The 21,394-nt window shown below is 71.9% G+C and carries 5 protein-coding genes; 3 read left to right on the forward strand and 2 right to left on the reverse strand.

The genetic code is table 11. From position 1 onward, the window contains the following. Positions 1 to 222 precede the first annotated feature (222 nt). The 3 genes from NDW01_RS37285 (at position 223) to NDW01_RS37295 (ending at position 4,199) form a co-directional block, all read left to right on the forward strand. Positions 223 to 831, forward strand: coding sequence for a DUF5753 domain-containing protein (locus tag NDW01_RS37285; protein ID WP_252829111.1), 609 nt, complete (start codon positions 223 to 225; stop codon positions 829 to 831). Positions 832 to 1,194: 363 nt separating this feature from the next. After that, a complete protein-coding gene (locus NDW01_RS37290; RefSeq protein ID WP_256514052.1) occupies positions 1,195 to 2,685 on the forward strand; it encodes an FAD-dependent monooxygenase in 1,491 nt (496 codons plus the stop codon). Between the two features lie 65 nt (positions 2,686 to 2,750). After that, on the forward strand, positions 2,751 to 4,199 hold the full coding sequence (locus tag NDW01_RS37295; RefSeq protein ID WP_252829112.1) for an FAD-dependent monooxygenase: 1,449 nt from the start codon (positions 2,751 to 2,753) through the stop codon (positions 4,197 to 4,199). Between the two features lie 186 nt (positions 4,200 to 4,385). On the opposite strand, the gene NDW01_RS37300 is transcribed toward NDW01_RS37295, so the two are convergent. Together NDW01_RS37300 and NDW01_RS37305 are read right to left on the reverse strand one after the other, a co-directional pair. Then, positions 4,386 to 16,283, reverse strand: a complete 11,898-nt coding sequence (locus NDW01_RS37300) for a type I polyketide synthase (protein ID WP_252829113.1) — start codon at positions 16,281 to 16,283, stop codon at positions 4,386 to 4,388. A 53-nt stretch (positions 16,284 to 16,336) separates the two neighbouring features. Further along, positions 16,337 to 21,394: SDR family NAD(P)-dependent oxidoreductase (locus tag NDW01_RS37305; RefSeq protein ID WP_252829114.1), on the reverse strand; the 5,058-nt coding region annotated here is incomplete at its 5' end.

Consider the following 21,394-nt stretch of genomic DNA (forward strand, 5'->3'; position numbering starts at 1 on the left):
CAAATCGAATCCCCCTGTCGGATCGCCCCGTACTGCCGGGCGAGCAGAGATTCATCGGTTCGACGCCTTGACCGGACAGACGGCCTGGGTGAAGATCGGCCGGGAACCCTGCGGAGGAGAGAAATGCGGCGAACTTCTGGTGACGGTGCTGATCTGGCCCAGCTTGCGGGCAATAAGCCCGGGGAGGGTGCCGTCGAGATATCTGAGATGGAGCCAATGTGGGTGGAGTGGGATCAGGAGCTACGTGCTGGTCAGACTTACCTCCAGTCGCAAGGAACGCTTCTGTACGAGAAGACCAGGCTGCTGCGCGCCTACGACTCCATCGTGGTCCCTGGCATTCTCCAGACGCATGACTACGTGGTGGGCCTCTACGAGGCCGTTGCCCTCCTGTACGGTCTGCCGGCGGAGAGCGATCCCGAGGACGCCGCCAACGCGCGTGTGCCTCGGCGGCGTCTCATCACCCAGCCGACGGGACGCAACGAGTACTCGTTCGTGGTGGAGTACAGCGCGCTCACCGACGTCATCGGCAGCCCCGAGGTGATGGACGAACAACTCGGCTTCCTCACCTATGCGACGACGCTGCCCCACGTCGTCCTCGGGGTCATCCCCCCAGGCGTCACCCGCACGCTGTACCCCGGCGAGGGCTTCTACATCTTCGATGACCAACTCGTACGCAGCTCGATCTGGTCGGGCGAGATCAGGACGGACAAGCCCGACGAGATCGCCTTCTTCGTCAGGGCGTTCGACCTGCTACGGGACCAGGCCGTTTACGGTGACCCGGCACGGGAGCTGATCGAGTCGGCACGAGCCGAACTGCGAAATCGGGAATAGATCCGCCTTCACGAAGTGGCCGTCCTTCAGCTTCGGCTGAGATCGCGGGCGGTCGTACGGGACTTGGCCGGTCGGCCGCCGATCCATTTCGGTCCGGCGCCGCGAATCCTCGCGCGTTGCGTTGCACGCCTAGATCACCTTCAGCGCGTGGACGAACACCTCGGACCGGCGAGCAACGGGCACCATCTCCACCCGGCAGCCTGCCGGGCATGGCCGGCGAGCGGGCACGGGGGCGATTACCCGGCCGGCCTTCCGCGGCACGGCACTGGCCTGGCCTTGTCCGGTCATCATCCGGGCCGCGCTTCAGGCGGGCTTTAGGAAAACCACCAATCCTGGCCGTGTGCCTATCAAGAAGGAGTCCCGATGAGCCGCACGGTGGTGATCGCGGGGGGTGGCCCGGTCGGGCTGATGCTGGCCTGCGAACTCGGTCTCGCGGGCGTGCAGAGCACCGTCATCGAGCGGTTCGCCGAGCCTAGCGGCTATTCCAGATCGCTGACGATGCACGCACGCACGCGCGAGGTCCTCGAGCAGCGGGGAATGAACCAGTTCAGCGATTTCCCGCCGGTCTTCACCTACAACTTCGGGCTGATCGAACTGCAGGATTACGTTGATGACGTCAGCCTCCTGCCGCTGTTCGTTCCGCAGCGTGAAATCGAGCGGCTGCTGGAGAAGCGCGCCATCGAGCTGGGGGCGGACATCCGGCGCGGCCAGGAGGTGACCGGATTCGAGCAGGACGAAGACGGGGTCCGGGTGACCGTCCGTCCCGCCCAGGGGTCCGCCTACCAGATCGACTGCGCGTACCTGGCCGGCTGTGACGGCGGTAGCAGCCTCGTGCGCAAGCAGGCGGGCATCGCGTTCCCCGGTACCGAGTCGACCGCGGATGGCCTGACGGCCGACGTGCTCACCTCAGAGGACGAGGATCTCCTCATCCCCCCGACCCTCTGCCAAGCCGGAATGTACGCGGCGATCCCGCTGCGGCCGGGGACCTACCGGGTGAGCGTGATCGAGTTCGGCGTCCCGAAGACCAGCAAGGCCGTTCAGCCGACGGTGGCCGAGTTCCAGTCCCGGTTCCGGAAGTGCGCCGGCCGGGACCTGAGCATCCTGGCCACCGGGGAGGTCAGGTACCTGTCGAGGGTGGGGAACGCGACCCGGCTCGCCGACCGGTATCGTGCCGGCCGCGTGTTCATCGCCGGTGACGCGTGCCACGTGCATCTTCCGATCAGCGGTCAGGGACTCAACACCGGTGTCCAGGACGCGCTGAACCTCGGCTGGAAGCTGGCCGCCGACATCAACGGCTGGGCGCCCGCGGGTCTGCTCGACACTTATCACTCCGAACGGTATCCGGTCGGACAGCGACTTTGCTGGAGTACCCGGGCGCAAGACGGCCTGCTCTACCCCGTGGACCAGGTGACGCCGCTCCGCGAGCTGTTCGCCGAACTCGTACGGATGGAAGCGGTCACCGGGTACTTGATGAATCTTCTGTCGGGCCTGAGCGTCCGGTACGCCATGGACTACCCGGGGCAGCCCTCGGAACTGGCCGAGCACCCGCTGCTGGGCGACCGGCTGCCCCATGTCGTCCTGTCCACCGCGACGGGCGACCTCAAGGTGTCCGAGACGCTCCAGACCGGCCGAGCGGTGTTGCTCCTGCTCGGCGATCATCCTGCCCCGGACTTCCTGGACGCGGGCTGGCGCGATCGGGTCGACGTGCTCCGAGCCGCGCCGACTGACGAGATCAACGCGCGCACGGTCCTGGTGAGGCCCGACGGCTACGTCGCCCATGCCGATCCCGTCGGTGGCCGCGACGAGACGTTGCGTCAGGCGCTTCGCACGTGGTTCGGAGAGCCCTCGCGGTAAGCGCGGCCACCGATGCACGGCACATGCGTCAGGTTCTCGCCACTCGTCGCAAGAAGGAGAATGCAGTGACCCAGACCGTCATCGTCGCAGGGGCAGGCCCGACGGGCCTCATGCTGGCCGCCGAACTGCGCCTGGGCGGGGTAGACGTCACGGTCATCGAGCCGCGCGCCGGGATCGGCGAGCATTCGCTGGGAATGGCCATCCACGGGCGGACCCTCGAGGTCATGAAACAGCGCGGCCTGGCCGACGAGCTGCGCTCCGCGGGCCTCTTCGCCTGGCCGAGGACGCCGTTCTCGATGCTATGGCTCGACCTGGATGGCGCCGGGCCGGATGACTACACCTACGGTTTGCCGCAGTGGCAGACCGAGCGCGTGCTGTTCCGGCGCGCCGCTGCCCTGGGAGCGGACATTCGCTGGGGGCACCGTGTGACCGGATTGACCGAGGACGCCGAGGGCGTGGTGGTCGATGTGTCCACCGCCGATGGAGAGCAGTCCCAGCTCCGGGCCGGTTACCTCGTCGGCTGCGATGGAGCGGACAGCACCGTCCGCAGACTGGCCGGGATCGAGCTCGAGGAACACGAGTCCTCCGGGTATTACGGCATCCTCGGCGACGTCGAGCCGGAAGAGGGCGAGGAGTTCGCGGCCGGCCTGTACCCGACCGGGCTCTTCGGCGCGATACCGCTCAGTGAGAACACGCTGCGCCTCATGACCGTGGAGTTCGGCGCCAGGCCGGTCGACGCCGATGGGCCGGCGACCGAGGCGGAACTCCGCGCGAGCATAGAGCGGATCACGGGGACCGCCCCTCGGCTCCGGCAGGCCCGCTACGTGGGCCGGTACGGCAGGCCGAGCGTGGTGGCGCGGTGCTTCCGGAAGGGACGGGTGCTCTTGGCCGGCGACGCTGCTCACGTCTTCTTCGTGTCCGGGACCCAGGGCCTCAACACGGGCATCCAGGACGCGGTCAACCTGGGCTGGAAACTCGCGGCCGAGGTCAACGGCTGGGCTCCCGATGGCCTGGTGGACTCCTACCAGGAGGAGCGGCTCCCCGCCGCGTCCCGGGCCTGCGCGCATGCCCGGGCGCAGATCGCGCTGATGCACCCGCTGGAGAAGGTGCAGCCGCTACGGGAGATGTTCGCCGAGCTGCTTCGATTCCCTGAGGTCAATCAGCACCTGTTGCGCATGCCGACCGAAGTGCGCTACCCGGCGCCGGAACCGGGTGACCATCCTCTGCACGGCTTGCCGATCGAGGATGCCCCGCTGTCCTGCCCCACAGGACAGACGACGATCGCTGAGACGTTGTGTGCGGCCCGTGGCGTGCTGCTCTGGTTCTCGGGAGAGTCGGGGCCACCGCTCAACCGGTGGCCCGGACGAGTCGACGTCGTGGTGGCCAAGCCCGTTCCCGGGATCGACGCCGACTTCCTGCTGATCCGGCCGGACGGGCAGATCGCCGTCGCCGGGTCCGATGTGGCCCGCCTGGAGCGAGTCCTGAGGACCTGGTTCGGCACCCCCGTCGGCTGATGTTCGAGGGCTCGCCCGCCATGTGACCGGCGGCTCAAGCCACTGGAGGCTCGGGCAGACCGTGTGAGCAACTGAAGGCGGGGCCGATCACGTAGGTCCGTAACGTGATCGGCTCGCCCGATGCCGAACCGCCCCTCCAGCGGTGGCGCGCGCTCTCCGGACCGCAGGACCGGCGGAGCCCACGGCTCACTCCGCCGGTCCTGCGGTCCGCCTTCCCATCTCGTTGTCGATGAAGTCGAAGATCGTCTCGGGGGAGGCGTCCTCGATCCCCGTGACGGGGCCGGCCTCCGGGACGCGGTCATCGCTCCAGCGTCCGAGCACCGCCCGGAGCTGGGCGGCGAGCCGTTCCCGGGTGCTCGCGTCGGCCGCCGCCAGCGCGGCCTCCAGTCGCTCCACGTCGACTGCCGGAGGCTCAGAGGCCGCGTCCGCCGGCTCCATCCGGTCCTGGAGATAGGCGCTGACCTGTGACAGGGTCGGGTAGTCGAAGGCCAGCGTGGCGGGGAGCGTGAGGCCCGTCTCACGGGCCAGCCGATTGCGCAGTTCGAGTGTGGTCAGGGAATCGAATCCGAGTTCCGTGAACGTCCGGTCGGTCGCGACGTCGGACGCGTTCGCATGACCGAGCACCGCCGCCGCGACCGCGCGGACCGCCGACGTGATCGCCCTCTCACGCTCCGACCCTGTCAGCCCGGCCAGCCGGCCGAACAAGGGTCCCGGGACGCCGGCTCCTTCATGGCGCCTGGTCGCGTCCCTGACCAGATCGCCGAGGATGGCGGGCAGCATTCCCGCTTTCCTCCTGCTCCGCAGTGCGGGCCGGCTCAGCGTGACGGGAACGGCCAGCGGTTCGTCCAGTTCCAGGGCCAGGTCGAAGAGCGCCAGCCCCAGGTCCGCGGGCAGCGGAACGATGCCGGCCTGGGCGATCCGGCCACGGTCGGCCTGGACGGTCATCCCACTGGTGCCTTCCCACAGTCCCCAGGCCAATGAGACGCCGGGGAGCCCGTCGGCCCGGCGCCGGGCCGCCAGCGCGTCGAGGAACGTATTGGCGGCGGCATAGTTTCCCTGGCCTGGCGTTCCGACGAGGCCGGCGAAGGAGGAGTACAGGATGAACGCCGCGACGTCGTGTCCGCGCGTCAGCCGATCGAGGTTCCAGGCGGCGTCCGCTTTCGGCCGCATCACCGCATCGATCCGGTCCGGGGTCAGCGAGCCCAGGACGCCATCGTCGATGACTCCCGCAACGTGGATGACCGCTGTCAGCGGATGCTCGGCCGGGATGGTCGCGAGCAGGGCCGCGACAGCATCCGGATCGGCCATGTCGCAGGCGGTCACGGTCACGCGCGTGCCGTACGCCGCGAGGTCCGCCGCCAGTTGCCGGGCCTCGTCGACGGCGGGCCCGCGCCGACTGGCGAGCAGCAGGTTCCGGGTGCCACGGGTGGTGGCCAGATGGCGGGCCAGCATCACGCCGAGCGCGCCGCTGCCACCGCTGATCAGGACCGTTCCGTCAGGATCCCACGCGTGGCCTGGGGCCGGCCGGTCACCGCCGTCCGGTGGCACGGTGACGCGGGCCAGTCGTGGCACGCGAACGGTCTCACCGCGGATCGCGAGCTGGGGCTCCCCGGTGGCCAGTGCCCTGGCGATCATGGCCGGGGAGGTGATTCCCTCGTCGAGGTCCAGGAGCGCGAACCTGTCGGGAGACTCCGATTGGGCTGTGCGCAGCAAGCCCCACAGGGCGGCCCCGGGGAGATCCAGGACGTTCTCGCCGGTCCGGGTCGCCACGGCCCGCCGCGTGACCACGACCAGCTTCGGGTCGTCCGGCCACGCCGTGGCCTGCCAGGCGGTGACCATCGCGAGCATCCGGGTCGTGGCGGTGCGCGCTTCGCCGGGGCCTGCCTCCATCGCGTGCTCACACGGCACGAGCACCGCGGAAGGGACGGGTGCCCCGTCGGCCACGGCGGCGATCAGCGTCGGCAGGTCCGCGTGCCGGCTCACACCCGCGCCGGCGGCATCGGGCGAGCCGAGGGCATCCGCCAGCGGGCCGGAGCCGACGATGGCCCAGGTCGGCCGGGCAGGGGCCGGGGACAGGTCGTCCAATACCGCCCAGTCGACAGCGAACAGTGAGTGCCGGGCCTGGTCCTGAGTCTGGCGGAGCCGACTGACCGGTGTCGGCCGGATGAGCAGTTCCTCCACCTGGATGACCGGCAGGCCGCTGCCATCGGTCACGCTCAGCGCGAAGGCGTCGGTGCCCCGAGTCTCCGCCACCGCTCGCAGCGAGCTGCGGGGGCCGTGGTGCCAGGTGATTCCGGACCAGGAGAACGGGAGCGGCACCATGCCGGACGCGCCGGCGTCGTCCGGCGCGGCCAGAGCGAGCGCTTGCAAGACGGCGTCAAGCAGCGCGGGGTGGACGGCGAACCGGTCGGCCTGGTACGCCTCTTCCTCCGGCATCTGTGCCTCGGCGTAGACGGCGCCGTCTCCAGTCCACGCGCCCGCCAGCCGCTGGAACGCCGGCCCGTACTCGAGGGCGGCATCCCCCAGCCGGTCGTATGCGTCGCTGAGGTCGACCGCCGTGGCCGTCGGCGGCGGCCAGACGGCCTGCGCCTGCCCTGGTGCTCCGGTCATGGCCGCGCCGGCCACGGCCACTCCAGTGGCATGCCGGGTCCAACGCGACTCAAGATCATCAAGCTGGCGTGAGTGTACGGCGAGCGCGCGCCGTTGCGTCTCGTCGGGCGGCGACACGGTCACCCGTACGTGCACTCTGCCGTCGTCCGGGATGGTCAGTGGCCTCTCGATCGTGAGGTTGTCAAGCCGGTTGCAGCCTGCTTCCCGGCCGGCCCGGATCGCCATCTCGACGAATGCCGTACCGGGTAGCCACGTCGCCCCGGCGACCCTGTGGTCGCGGAGCCACGGGTGGGTGCGGGCGGACAGCGAGCCGGTCAGCACGAGGTCCTCGTCATCGACGGAATCGACGACGGCCCCCAGCAGTCCGTGGTCGGCGGCGGCGAGGCCCAGTCCCGAGGCCGGGTCGCCCGTCCCGGCGCTGGACGGCGCTTCGAGCCAGAATCGTCGGCGCTGGAAGGCATAGGTCGGTAGCTCCACACGGGCGGGCACGTCGTCGCCGCCGTGGAACACCGCGGGCCAGTCGATCGCGGCTCCGCTCACGTGAGCCTCGGCGAGGGAGAGCAGGAAGCGGTGGCGGTCGCCCTCGCCGCGGCGTAGCGATCCGAGGGCGACGGCCGATCCCCGGCCGTCGGCGAACCCGGCCGCCTCGATGGTCTCCCGCATGCCGGCCAGCAGCATCGGGTGCGGGCTGCACTCGAGGAGGATCCGGTGTCCGCTGCCGAGCAGGGCGAGTGTGGCCTGCTCGAACTGGACGGGAGCGCGCAGGTTGGTATACCAGTACTCGCCGTCGAGGCCGGTGGTCTCCATGACGCCGCCCGTCACGGCCGAGTAGAAGGGCATGTCGGACCGACGGGGCCGGATTCCCGCCAGGTCCTGGCACAACCGCTCGCGGAGTGCCTCCATCTGCGGCGAGTGCGACGCGTAGGTGACGGGGATCCGGCGGGCCCGGATGCCTGTCAGCTTGCACTCGGCGACCAGTTCATCGATCGCCGCCGTGCTGCCGGAGACAACGGTGGACCGGGGTCCGTTGACCGCGGCCACGGTCAACGCGCCCGCCCACCGCTTGACCCGGTCGCTGACCGCGGCCGCCGGCTCTTCCACCGAGGCCATCGCGCCGTCGCCGGCCGCGTCGGCAACGGCCCGGCTTCGCAAGGTCACGACGCGGGCAGCGTCGTCCAGTGACAGAGCACCCGCCACGCAGGCTGCGGCGATCTCGCCCTGGGAGTGACCCGCGACCGCCGCGGGCCGTATCCCGTATGACCTCCACAACTCGGCCAGCGAGACCATCACGGCGAACAGCGCCACCTGGACCACGTCGACCCTGTCCAGGTCGGGAGCGTGGGGACCGCCGCGCAGGACCTCGACGAGATCCCACCCGGTGTGCGGCCTGATCGCATCGGCGCAGGCGTGCAGCCGGCGCCGGAAAGCCGGCGCGTCCTCGAGCAACTGCACTGCCATCCCCGGCCACTGTGCGCCCTGCCCGGGGAAGATGAAGGCGACTCCACTTGAGCCGACCGTCGTCCCGGTGACCACATGCGGAGACGGCTCGCCGCGGGCGAGCCGCCCGAGACCTTCGGTGAAGTCGTCCGGCGTCGTACCGACGATGACGGCGCGGTGGTCCAGGGAGGTCCGGGTGGTCGCGAGTGACAGGCCCACGTCGCGCGGCCTGAGGCCGGGCCTGGCCGCCAGGAAGCCGCCCAGCTTCTCCGCCTGGGCGCGCAGCGCGGCCTCGCTCTTGGCCGAGACCGGCCAGGGCACGGGCGCGGCCGGACCGTCATCGGCCGCGCTCACGCCGTCGTCATCGGCGGGGGCCGGAAGCCGCGCGGGCCGGCCGGCATCCGCCCGGGCCGGCTCCTCGGCCAGGATGACGTGGGCGTTGGTGCCACTGATCCCGAAGGACGACACCGCCGCACGGCGCGGGCGCCCTTCTCGGGGCCACGGACGCGCCTCGGTGAGCACGGACACCTCGCCGGCGTTCCAGTCCACATGCGGTGACGGCTCGTCCACGTGCAAGGTGCGGGGGAGTTCGCCGTGGCGCATGGCCATCACCATCTTGATGACCCCCGCCACTCCGGCCGCGGCCAGCGTATGGCCCATGTTGGATTTCACCGAGCCCAGCCACAGGGGCCGTCCGGCGGGGCGCTGCCGGCCGTACGTGGCCAGCAGTGCCTGCGCCTCGATCGGGTCGCCGAGCGCCGTGCCCGTGCCATGCGCCTCCACGGCGTCCACGTCGCTCGCCGCGAGGCCCGCGTTACCGAGTGCCTGACGGATGACTCGTTCCTGGGCTGGACCGTTCGGCGCGGTCAGGCCGTTCGAGGACCCGTCCTGGTTGACGGCCGACCCTTCGACGACGGCCAGCACCTGGTGGTCATTGCGGTGCGCGTCGCTCAGCCGTTCCAGGAGCAGCACGCCCGCTCCTTCACCCCATGCGGTGCCGTCCGCGGCCGCCGCGAAGGCCTTGACCCGGCCGTCGGCGGCCAGCCCGCGCTGGCGGCTGAACTCGATGAAGGTGGCGGGCGTGGCGATCACCGTGGCGCCGCCGGCCAGGGCGAGGTCGCACTCGCCGGCGCGCAGGGCCTGGCAGGCCAGGTGCAGCGCCACCAGCGAAGAAGAACAGGCGGTATCGACGGTCACGGCCGGACCTTCGAGACCGAACGCGTACGCTACCCGGCCGGAGGCGACGCTGGTCGTGTTCCCGGTCGACAGGTACCCCTCGAAACTGGACGGGACGCCGCGGAACGCGCCGGCGTAATCCTGGGCGATGACCCCGGCGAAGACGCCGGTCCGGCTGCCGGCCAGGGTGGCCGGGTCAATGCCGCCACGCTCGAACGCCTCCCAGGCCGTTTCGAGCAGCAGTCGCTGCTGGGGGTCGGTGGCGACCGCCTCCCGCGGGCTGAGCTCGAAGAACTCCGCGTCGAACTGATCGGCGTCATAGAGGAACCCGCCCCGCGTGACATAGGTCTTCCCGGCCTTATCGGGATCCGGATCGTAGAGGGCCGCCGCGTCCCAGCCCCGATTGTCGGGAAAATCCCCGGTCGCGTCCACGCCGTCAGAGACCAGCCGCCAGAGGTCCTCAGGGCTTCGCACCTGCCCCGGGAACCGGCAGCTCATGGCGACGACGGCGATCGGGTCGCCGCCGGCCGGCCGGGGCGCGGCCGGTGTGTCGGGCTGGTCGGCCTGCGCGCCCAGGAGCCGGCCGAGCAAAAGGGTCGTCAGCGCTCTCGCCGACGGGTGGTCGAACAGCAGCGTCGCCGGCAGTCGCAGCCCGGTCGCCTTGTTCAACCGGTTCCTGAGCTCGACCGCGGTCAGCGAATCGAACCCGAGCGCGCTGAACGGACGCTCAGGGTCGATCGTGGCGGACTCCTGGTGCCCGAGCACGATCGACACGTGTTCCCGGACCACGTCGAGCAGGTAACTCTCGCGTTCACTCTCCGGCACGCGGCGCAGTCGCGAGGCAAGACCGCCCTGGCCCGGCGCGCCGCGCGTCGTTCCCGGCGTGGCGGGCACGCCGATCAGCTCCGCGAGAAGCGCGGGCGGTTCGCCCGCCGCGGCGGCCGCGCGCAGCCCGGCTACGTTGAAGTGGGCGGCCACGACGACAGCCTGGTCCGGGCTGAGCGCGGCATCGAACAAGGCCAGGCCGTCCGCCTCGCGGAGCGGAACGAGGCCACCGCGGGTGATGCGGGCGAGGCCTTGCTCGCCCAGCCAGCTCGTCATTCCCGTGCTGGACGTCCAGGGGCCCCAGGCCACGGACGTTCCCGGAAGCCCGGCGGCGCGCCGGAACGAGGCCAGGCAGTCGAGCAGCGTGCTCGCGGCCGCGTAACCGCCCTGGCCGGCATTGCCGGCGATGCCGGCGATCGAGGAGAAGAGCACGAAGGCGGCGAGATCGAGCCCGGCGGTGAGCTCGTGCAGGTGCCAGGCCGCGTCCGCCTTCGGGCCCATGACCAGGTCAAGGCCTTCGGCGTTCAGGTCGCCGATGAGCGCGTCATCGGTCACTCCTGCGGCATGGATCACCGCGGTGAGCGGGCGCTCGGCGGGAACGGCGGCCAGCAGCGCGGCCACCTGGTCGCGGTCGGCCACGTCACAGGCCACGGTGCTGACCTCAGCACCGAGCGAGGCGAGCTCGGCCGTGAGCGCGTCGATTCCCTCGGCAGCGTGACCACGGCGGCTCGCCAGCAGAATATGCCGCGCGCCGTGAACGGTGGCGAGCCGACGCGCGACCAGCTGCCCGAGGCCGCCGCTGCCCCCGGTCACCAGCACGGTCCCCGAGGGATCGAGGGCATGCGGGACGGAGAGCACGATCTTGCCGACATGGCGGGCCATGCTCATGAAGCGAAACGCCTCGGGGGCACGCCGCACGTCCCACGCCCGCAGGGGCAGCGGGGCGAGGACGCCTGCCTCGAACAGCCGGTAAAGATCGTCAAGCATCTGCCCGATCCGTTCCGGGCCGGCCTCGATGAGGTCGAACGCCTGGTAGACGATGCCCGGGTGCCGAGCGCCGACCGCCGTGTGGTCGCGGATATCGGTCTTGCCGAGCTCGAGGAACCGGCCGCCGGGAGAGAGCAGGCCGAGGGAGGCGTCCACGAATTCCCCGGCCAGCGAGTTCAGGACGATCCTGATGCCCTGGCCGGCGAACTCATCGGCGAAGTCAAGGGTCCGGGAGGAGGCGATGTGCGCGTCATCGAGGCCCATGGCCCGCAGGGAATCCCACTTTCCCGGGCTCGCCGTGCCGAAGACCTCCGCTCCCAGATGCTGGGCCAGCCGGGTGGCGGCGATGCCTACGCCGCCCGCTGCCGCGTGCACGAGGACCGGCTCGCCCGGCTGCAGGGCGCCCAGGTCGGTCAGGGCGTAGTAGGCCGTCAGGTAGGCGATCGGGCACGTGGCCGCCTGCGCGAATGACCAGCCCGGGGGGATCCGGGTGACGTGCCGCCGGTCGGCGATGGCAACCTGCGCGAAGGCCCCGGACATCAGCCCCATGACCCGGTCACCGGGGGCGACGTCCGTCACGTCGGACGCCGTCTCCAGGACGACGCCGGCCCCCTCGCTGCCGAGCACGGCCTTGCCGGGGTAGACGCCCAGGGCGATCATGACGTCCCGGAAATTCAGTCCCGCCGCACGCACCGCGATCCGGACATGCCCGGGCGGGAGGAAGTCGTCCGCGGTGGAGGCCGGAACCAGTTCCAGGCGCTCCAGGGTTCCCGCCTCCGCCACGTCCAGCCGCCAGCCGGGCGCCTGGACGGGTGGTGCCAGGGCCGCCTGATCCGCGAGCCGGACGAGCCGCGGCGCGAAGACGGCCCCATCGCGGATGGCCAGCTGCGGTTCCCCGGTGCCGATCGCCGCGGGCAGCGCGGCGGCCGAGGACGGGCGCGAGTCGATGTCGACGAGCGTGACCTGTCCCGGGTGCTCCGCCTGCACGGAGCGGATCAGTCCCCAGGCGGGAGCCTGGTCCAGGGCGGCGTCGGCCGCGTCGCCGGGCGCCGCCACGACGGCGCCGCTCGTCAGCAGGACCAGCCGTGCCGGAGCCGGCGAGCCGCGGGCCAGCCACTCCTGGACGATGTCCACGGTCGCGCCGGTCGCCTGCCGGGCCGCACGGTGCGCCGGGTCCCGCGGATCTCCCCGCCCGGCCGACATCAGGACCGCGTCCCAGACCGGGCCGCCTTCCGCATCGAGCGCCGTCAGGTCCGAGTACGCCACCGTCGCCACGCCGGCCTGCTCCAGCGTGTCCCGCAGGCGCCCCACGTCCGCACCGACCACCGCCCAGCGGCCGGACGGGCTACTCGCCGACCCGGCCACCGGTGACCAGCGGACGCCGTACAGCTCGCCGAGGGCAGCCGCCTCCGGCAGGCCCGGCGCAGGCCGCAGGTCAAGGCGGCCGATGTCGGCCACGGGCAGCCCCGCCGGATCGGTGAGGCTGAGGGCGGCCGTGCCTTCGCCGAGCATGCGCAGGTGCGCTCGTACCCGGGTGGCGCCGGCTGTCCACAGGCGCACGTCAGACCAGGAGAAGACGGTCCTCGCCGGCCCCGGCGTGCCTGGTGCGGCGTAGTAGATCATGGGGTGGAGCGCGGCGTCGAGCAGCGTGGGATGGATGCCGAAGCCGTCCGGATCGGCATCCTCCGGCAGCGAGAGCTCCGCATACAGGTCGTCGTCCTTGCGCCACACCGAGCGGACCAGGCGGAACGCGTCGCCATAGTGATTGCCGTCATCCGCGTGCCGCTCGTACAGGTCCGCCGTATCCAGTTCCACGGCTCCCGGTGGCGGCCACGCGGGGCTGGGCGGTGCGGCCGGAGCCTCCGCATCGGGCCGTAGCGTGCCGGTCGCATGACACGTCCAGGCCGTCTCATCGCCCTCATCGGGACCGGAGCTGATCCGGATGGATCGGCGGCCTGACTCGTCCGCGCTTCCCACGGTCACCTGGATGCGTGTCCCCGACCCGTCCCGCGGGACCATCGGCTTGCTGATGACCAGCTCTTCGACCTGCCCGAGCCGGGTCCAGGCCGCCGCGTGCAGGGCCAGATCGATGAGGGCCGCCCCGGGCATCAGGGGCGTGTCGGCAACGACGTGGTCGCTCAGCCAGGGATGAGCGGGCACCGAGATCCTGCCGCTGAGCACCACGGCGGTGTCCCCGCCGTCTGCGAGCTCGATGGCCGCCCCGAGGAGCGGGTGGCCGGCGGCCGAAAGCCCGAGGGCCGGCGCATCCGCGCGCGCTCCGGCCTGCTCGATCCAGTACCGCTGGTGCTCGAACGCGTAGTTGGGCAAATCCGTGAGGCGCCCGTCCAGCACCCGCGGCCAGTCGGCCGTGACGCCCTCGACATGTATCCCGGCCAGCGTCGTGGCCAGGCCGGCCGCCTCGCCCTGCCCCGCCCGCGGGACGGCGACCGGTATCACGGTCGCCTCTCTCCCGCCGGCCGCTGCAGACGTCTCCAGCACGTGCGGGGCGAGGGCCGCCTCGGGGCCGACCTCGAGGTAGGTGGTGACGCCGAGGCCGCTCAGGGTCCGGATGCCATCGGCGAACCTGACGGTGCCGCGGACGTGGCTGATCCAGTGATCGGCCGTGCCGAGCCGGTCCGCCGTGGCAGGCTCGCCCGTCAGGTTGGAGATCACCGGCACGCTCGGCACGCCGAACGAGAGGCTCGCGAGGGCGGCGCCGAAGTCCTCCAGCATGCCGTTCATGTGGGCGGAGTGGAACGCGTGACTGACCGGCAGGCGCCTGACCCGCCGCCCGCGGGAGCGCCATTCGCGGCCGAGCCGCTCGACGAGTCCTGCGTCGCCGGCGATGACCACGGCGGTCGGGCCGTTGACCGCCGCCACGCTCACCGCGTCCGCCAGGCCGGAGATGTCCGGCAGGATCTCGCTCTCGGTCGCCTCGATCGCCATCATGGCACCGCCCTCGGGCAGGGACTGCATCAGCGTGCCACGGGCGGCGACGAGGGCGCACGCGTCCGGAACGGAGAGCACCCCGGCGACATGCGCGGCCACCACCTCGCCGATGGAATGGCCGATCAGGTAGGCCGGCCGTACTCCCCACGATTCCAGCAGCCGGTACAGGGCGACTTCGTAAGCGAAGAGCGCGGCCTGCGTGTAGGCGGTCTGGCCGAGCAGCGCGCCCTCAGGGGTATCGGCGGCGGCGAACATCACCTCGCGCAGCGGGTACCGGAGATGCCGGTCAAGGTGACCGGAGATGGTGTCCAGCGTTTCGGCGAACCGCGGTTCCCGGGAGTAGAGCTCTCGGCCCATGCCGGCCCGCTGGCTGCCCTGCCCGGTGAACAGGATGGCCATGGGACGGTCGGCGAGAACCGAGCCGTGATGCACGTCGGCCGCCTGGCGCCCCTCGGCCAGCGCGGTCAGGCCCGCCAGCAGGCTCTCGCGGCCGTCGGCGACGACGGCGGCCCGGTGCTCGAGCGGCGTGCGCGTCGCGGCGAGGGTGTGGGCAACGTCTGGAAGGCCATGTTCGGGACGAGCGGCCAGGTGGTCGTGCAGCCGCCGGGCCTGGGCGGGGAGCGCCGTCGCGGTTCCCGCCGAGAGCAGGTACGGCAGGGGCCCTCCGCCGTCCGCGCCGGACGACTCCGGGACGGACCCGCTCGTCTCGCCCGGAACCTCGCCCGGTTCCTCGATGATGACGTGCGCGTTGGTGCCGCTGATACCGAACGAGGAGATCGCGGCGCGGCGCGGGTGCTCGCCCGGGGGCCACGGGCGCGGCTCGGTCAGGATCGCCAGCCGGCCGTCCGTCCAGTCAACGTGCGGGGTGGGCTGCTCGGCATGGAGCGTTCGCGGCAGCCTGCCATTCCGCATCGCCATGGCCATCTTGATCAGGCCTGCCGTCCCGGCGGCCGCCTGGGTGTGGCCGATGTTGGACTTGACCGACCCGAGCCACACGGGGCGGTCGGCGGTCCGCTGCCGGCCATAGACCGCCTGCAGTGCCTGAGCTTCGATGGGGTCGCCGAGGACGGTGCCGGTCCCGTGTGCCTCGACCGCGTCAACGTCGTCCGGGGCGAGCCGGGCGTCGGCGAGCGCCTGGCGGATCACGCGCTCCTGGGCCTGGCGACTCGGGGCCGTCAGCCCGTTGGAGGCCCCGTCCTGGTTGATGGCGGTGCCCCGGATCACGGCGAGCACGGGGCGGCCGGCGCGCCGTGCGTCCGACAGACGCTGCAGGAGCAGCAGGCCTCCGCCTTCGGCGAAGTTCGTGCCGTCGGCGGCTGCGCTGAAGGACTTGCAGCGGCTGTCCGCGGACAGCCCCCGCTGCCGGGAGAACTCGATGAACACGCCGGGGGACGCGAGGACCGTGGCCCCGCCCGCCACCGCCATCGAGCACTCGCCGGCCCGCAGGGCGCGAACCGCCAGGTGGACGGCCACGAGGGAGGACGAGCACGCGGTGTCCACCGTGACCGCGGGTCCCTCGAGCCCGTAGGTGTAGGCGATCCGGCCCGACGCGACGCTGGGGGTATTGCCGGTCAGGAGATATCCCTCGTAGTTCCGGGAGGTGCCCAGCGGCGGCGAGTACTCCTGCGCGATCACTCCCGCGAACACTCCCGCATCGCTGCCCCGTACCGTGCCCAGGGGCAGGCCGGCCCGTTCGAACAGCTCCCAGGCGAGCTCGAGGAGCAGCCGCTGCTGGGGGTCCGCGGCGCTCGCCTCGCGCGGATTCATGCCGAAGAGCGCGGCGTCGAACCCGGGCGCGTCGGCGAGGAAGCCACCTTCGCGTACGTACGTCGTGCCGCTGTGACCTGGGTCGGGATCGTATATCGCTTCAATGTCCCAGCCCCGGTCGCCGGGGAAGGGGCCGATCGCGTCACGGCCCTCGTCGACCAGTCGCCACAGATCGTCCGGGGACGCCACGTTCCCCGGATAACGGCAGGCCATTGCCACGATCGCGATCGGCTCGTGCTTGTCCGCGTCGGCGGCGCGCAGTTGCTCCCTGGCCTTGTGCAGGTCGGCGGTGACCCGCTTGAGGTACTCCCGGAGCCGGTCTTCATTCGCCATGGATTGGGTGCCTCCTGTACGTCCCCGGCAGGTGCCCGAGCCTGGCCTGGTCGCTAAAGCTCGTTGTCGATGAAGTCGAAGATCTCGTCGTCGGTCGCCGAGACGAGGGTGGCGGCCAGGGAATCTGCGGTCCCGTTGTCGTCCTCGCGCAACCCGCGCAGTCGCCGCAGCATGCGCTCGACGCGGGCCTCGAGCTCGGCGTAGCCGTTGTGGTCGCTCGGCAGCGTGCCGATCACCGCCTCGACCTGATCCAGTTCGCGGTGGACCTCGGCTGCCGCCCCGGCATCGGCTTCGCCCCGCAAGAGTTCGTTCAGGTGAGCGGCGAGCCGCCGGGGTGTGGGGTGGTCGAAGACCAGCGTTGTCGGCAGCGACAGTCCCATGGCGGCCGCGACCCGGTTACGCAACTCCACCGCGGTCAACGAGTCGAATCCCAGCTCCGTGAACGCGCCGTCGGGCTTGAGGGCGTCGGGTGAGGCGTGGCCGAGGACGGCGGCCACCTGAGTCTGGAGGAGGCCGAGTAGCAGCTCGGCCTGGGTTCCGGCCGGCGCGTCGGCCAGTCGTTCCCGCCAGGACCCGGCGGCCGCGCCCGGCGTCGCAGACGGGACGTGAGCGCTGTGCCGGCCGGTCGGCTCGCGGAGCATCACCGGGAGCGCGGCGCCTCCGGCCGAGCGCAGCGCGGGGCGATCGATACGGAGCGCGGCGACCGTCGGCCAGGGCGCCTCCAGCGCGCGGTCGAAGAGCTCGAGCCCCTCCTCCAGCGATAGCGGGTCCAGGCCCGCCCGCCGCATACGGGCCAGGTCGGCAGGGGTCAGCCGGCTGGTCATGGCGCTGGCCTCCGACCACAGACCCCACGCGATGGAGGTCGCGGCGAGTCCGAGTGCCCGCCTGTGCTGTGCCAGGGCGTCGAGGAAGGCGTTGCCCGCCGCGTAGTTCGCCTGCCCGGCGCTTCCCAGAGTGCCCGCCAGGGAGGAGAACATGACGAAGGCGGCCAGGTCGTGGTCGCGGGTCAGCTCGTGGAGGTTCCAGGCCGCGTCGACCTTGGGCCGCATGACCCGGTCCAGCCGCTCGGGTGTGAGCGCGTCCAGCAGGCAGTCGTCGATCACCCCGGCCGCGTGCACGATCATGGTGATCGGATGGGCGTCCGCGACCCGGCCCAGCACGGCCGCCAGGGCCTCGCGGTCGGCTGCGTCGCAGGCCTCGGCCGTGACCGAGGCGCCCGTGCTCGCCAGCTCCGCCGCCAGGCCGTCCGGGTCACCCGACCGGCTGAGCAGCAGCAGGTGGCGGACTCCGTGCCGGTCGACCAGGTGGCGGGCTATGGCGCGGCCCAGTGTCCCGGTCCCGCCCGTGATCACGACGGTGCCTTCCGGGTCGATGGACCGGGGTAGGGACAGCACCACCTTCCCGATGTGGCGGGCTTGGCTCATGTACCGGAACGCCTCGCGGGCCTGGCGGATGTCCCATCTCATCACCGGCAGCGGCCGGAGCGCGCCTGATGCGAACATCGGCAGCATCGCGTCCATCATGCCGCGGACGTGCTCGGGGCCTCGATCGGTGACGTCGAAGGCCTGGTACGTCACGTCGGGGCGGATGGCCGCCACCTCATCCGGCTCGCGGATGTCCGTCTTGCCGAGTTCCACGAAGCGCCCGCCCGGGACGAGCAGGCGTAGTGAGGCATCGACGTACTCATGGGCGAGGGAGTTGAGGACCACGTCGACACCACGCCCTCCCGTCGCCTGGCGGAACGTGCGCTCGAAGCCGAGGTCCCGAGAAGACGCTATGCGCTCGCCGTCTTGCCCGAGGGAACGGAGCACGTCCCACTTAGGCGGGCTCGCGGTGGTGTACACCTGCGCGTCCCAGGCGCGGGCCAACTGGAGCGCGGCCATGCCCACTCCGCCGGTGGCCGCGTGGAGCAACAGCGACTCGCCCGCCCGCAGGCCCGCTATCTCCTTCAGCCCGTAGTAGGCGGACAGGAAGGCCACGGGGATCGAAGCGGCCTCGGCGAACGACACTCCGGCGGGGATGTGCGCGATCAGCCGATGGTCGGCGGACGAGATCGGGCCGGCGCCGCCGGACATCAGGCCCATGACCCGGTCGCCCACCGCGAAGCGGTCGACCTCCGGGCCCACCTCGATCACGATGCCCGCCCCCTCGCCGGCGGGCGGCCTGGTGTCCCCTTCGACCAGGTTCAAGGCGAGCATCACCTCCCGGAAGTTGAGGCCTGCCGCGCGCATCGCGATGCGGACCTGACCGGGCGCGAGCGGTTCGGCGGCCGGGCCGGCGGCGAGCCGGAGCCCGTCCAGTGAGCCGTCTCCGGTGAGTTCCAGCCGCCAGTTCGTGCCGCTGTCCGGGGGGAGGAGGGTGGCGTCAGGGTCGCGCAAGCGGGGGACCAGCACCTGGCCGTTGCGGATGGCGAGTTCGGGTTCGCCCGTCGCGAGCGCTGCCGAGAGGGCCGCGATGGACGATGCCGCAGAATCCACGTCCACGAGCACGAAGCGTCCCGGATGCTCGGCCTGCGCCGATCTGACCAGTCCCCAGATCGGCGCCGTGGCGAGATCGGTCACTGGCATGGCCGCCTCGGTGGACACCGCGCCGGAGGTGACGAATACCATCCGGGTACCGGCGGCCTGCGGCAGGGCGAGCAGGCCGGTCATCGCCGCGAGGGCCTCCTGCGCGATGCCGTGTGCGCTGTCCGGCAGCGGTCCGGGGGCGCTCGGGGGGTAACAGATCAGGACCGTGTCGATCGCACGGTCGCCCGCCGCGGACCGGCCGAGCTCGGCCAGGCTGGGATGTACGGCGCAGCCGGGAAGCGCGGCGGCGATGCCCCAGGCGTCGGTCCCGACCACGGCTCCGGCCATCTCCCGGCCGCTGGGCGAGTCGACGGGCAGCCAGCCGACACTCAGGATCGACGGGGCCCCGCCTTCCCGCAGCGCGGCGAGCGACGCCGGGTCCAACGGCCGTACTGTCAGGCCTCCGACCGAGAGCACCGGGGCGCCGGACGCGTCGGTCAGGTGCAGCGCCACCGTATCGGCGCCGGTCACGGCGGCCCGAACACGCACGGCGGTACGGCCCGTGGCGTGCAGCCGTACGTCGTTCCACGTGAATGGTGCGAGCATCTCCTCACTGCCCAGCGCGGCCGCCGCGGCGTGCAGTGCGGCGTCGAGGAGCGCCGGGTGCACTGCGCACTCCGCGGCGGTGTCATGCAGGTCGCCGGGCAGTTCTGCCGCCGCGAACACCTGCTCAGAGTTCCGCCAGGCGGCGCGCAGCCCGCGGAAGGCGGGACCGTAGTCGTAGCCGCGGCTCGCCAACGACTCGTAGATCCCGGTCACGTCCACCACGTCGGCTTCGGCGGGCGGCCATGGGCCTGGCCGGTCCGGCGGATCGTCGGGCCGGCCGCCGCCGGCGAGCGTCCCCGTCGCATGCAGGATCCACGCTTCGTCGCCGGACCGCGAATACACGCTGACCGTCCGGAGCCCGCTCTCGGGGACCGGGCCGAGCACGACCTGTACCTGGCGGGTCGTGTCCTCCGTGAGGACCAGGGGCGATCGCAACGTCAGCTCGCCCAGAGCCGGCGTGCCGGCCTTCACGCCGGCCGCGAGCGCGAGGTCGACGAACGCGGCCCCGGGGAGCAGCACGGTGCCCATGACGGCGTGGTCGGCGAGCCAGGGCTGCAGGGACAGGGACAGACGGCCGCTGAGCACCAGGCCGCCGTCCCCGGCCAGCGGCACGACCGCGCCGAGCAGGGGATGCCCGGCGGCCTCCAGCCCGGCCGCCGCGGAATCGGCGGCCGCGACCGGGGCGCCGAGCCAGTACCGTTGCCGTTGGAACGGGTACGTGGGCAGTTCCGTCGGCCGGGTCCCCGGCTCGGCCACGATCGCCGGCCAGCCGACGCGCACGCCGTGATTGTGCGCCTGGCCGAGTGACAGGAGGAACGCGGGCCACCCTCCGTTGTCGCGCCGGAGCGTGGCGAGGACCGCGGCGTCTCCGCAGCCGGCGGCATCGGCCGTTTCCTGAAGCCCGATGGTCAGGACCGGGTGCGGGCTGGCCTCGATGAAGGCACGGTAGCCATCGGCGAGAAGAATCCGGGCCGTCTCGGCGAACCTGACCGGCTGCCGCAGGTTGCGGAACCAGTAGTCGGCATCGAGGGCCACCGTGTCGAGCCGGCATCCCTCCACCGTGGAGTAGAACGCCGTGGGCGCGGTGACCGGGGTGACGTCGGCGAGGGCGTGGACCAGTTCTTCCCTGAACTGGTCCATGTGGCGTGAATGAGAGGCATAGTCCACTGGAATCTTCTTCGCCCGGATTCCCTCGGCCTCGCAGCGCGCGACCAGCTCGCTGACCGCGTCGGCATCTCCGGAGACCACCGTGCTGGCCGGCCCGTTGGCGGCGGCCACGTCCAGCCGTCGGCCGGCCTGGGCGATCAGTTCGCGGACCTCTGCGGACGGCAGCGGGACGGCGGCCATGGCGCCCCGGCCCGCGATCGTGGCGACGGCCTGGCTGCGCAGCGCGACGATCTTGGCTGCCTGGTCCAGCGAGATGGCCCCGGCGACGCACGCCGCGGCGACCTCTCCCTGGGAGTGGCCGATCACGGCGTCGGGCCGCACCCCCGCCGACTCCCATACGGCGTCCAGGCAGACCATCATGGCGAACAGCGCGGGCTGGACGACGTCCGCGCGCTCCAGCGGCGGGGTGCCGGGGATCCCGCGTATGACGTCGGTGAGTGACCAGTCGATGTAGGGCGCCAGCGCGTCCGCGCAGTCGTGCATACGGGCGCGAAAGACGTCGGAGCCGTCCATCAGGCCGGCCCCCATGCCGGTCCACTGCTGCCCCTGCCCGGGGAAGACGAATACCGTGCGCGGCGCCTCCGTCCCGGCGTGACTCCCTTCGGCGAGCATGGCGGCCGGCTCGCCCCGGGCAAGGCTGCCCAGGGCGCCGAGAAGACCGGAACGCTCGGTGGCCACCACCACGGCCCGGTGCTCGAATGTCGTCCGGCCGGCGAGCGTGCGGGCGACGTCGGCCGGCGCGAGGTCATCGCGGGCGGTCAGCCTGGCGCGTAGCCGGTGGGCTTGGTGGCGGAGGGCGGTTGGGGTCTTGGCGGAGAGGAGGTAGGGGAG

This window comes from Actinoallomurus soli, assembly GCF_024055715.1.
In the GTDB taxonomy this organism is placed as follows: Bacteria; Actinomycetota; Actinomycetes; order Streptosporangiales; family Streptosporangiaceae; genus Actinoallomurus; species Actinoallomurus soli.

Excerpts from the sequence above, each read along its gene's own strand:
- NDW01_RS37290 (WP_256514052.1), top strand. The coding sequence starts at position 1,195 with ATGAGCCGCACGGTGGTGATCGCGGGGGGTGGCCCGGTCGGGCTGATG.
- NDW01_RS37300 (WP_252829113.1), bottom strand. The coding sequence starts at position 16,283 with ATGGCGAATGAAGACCGGCTCCGGGAGTACCTCAAGCGGGTCACCGCC.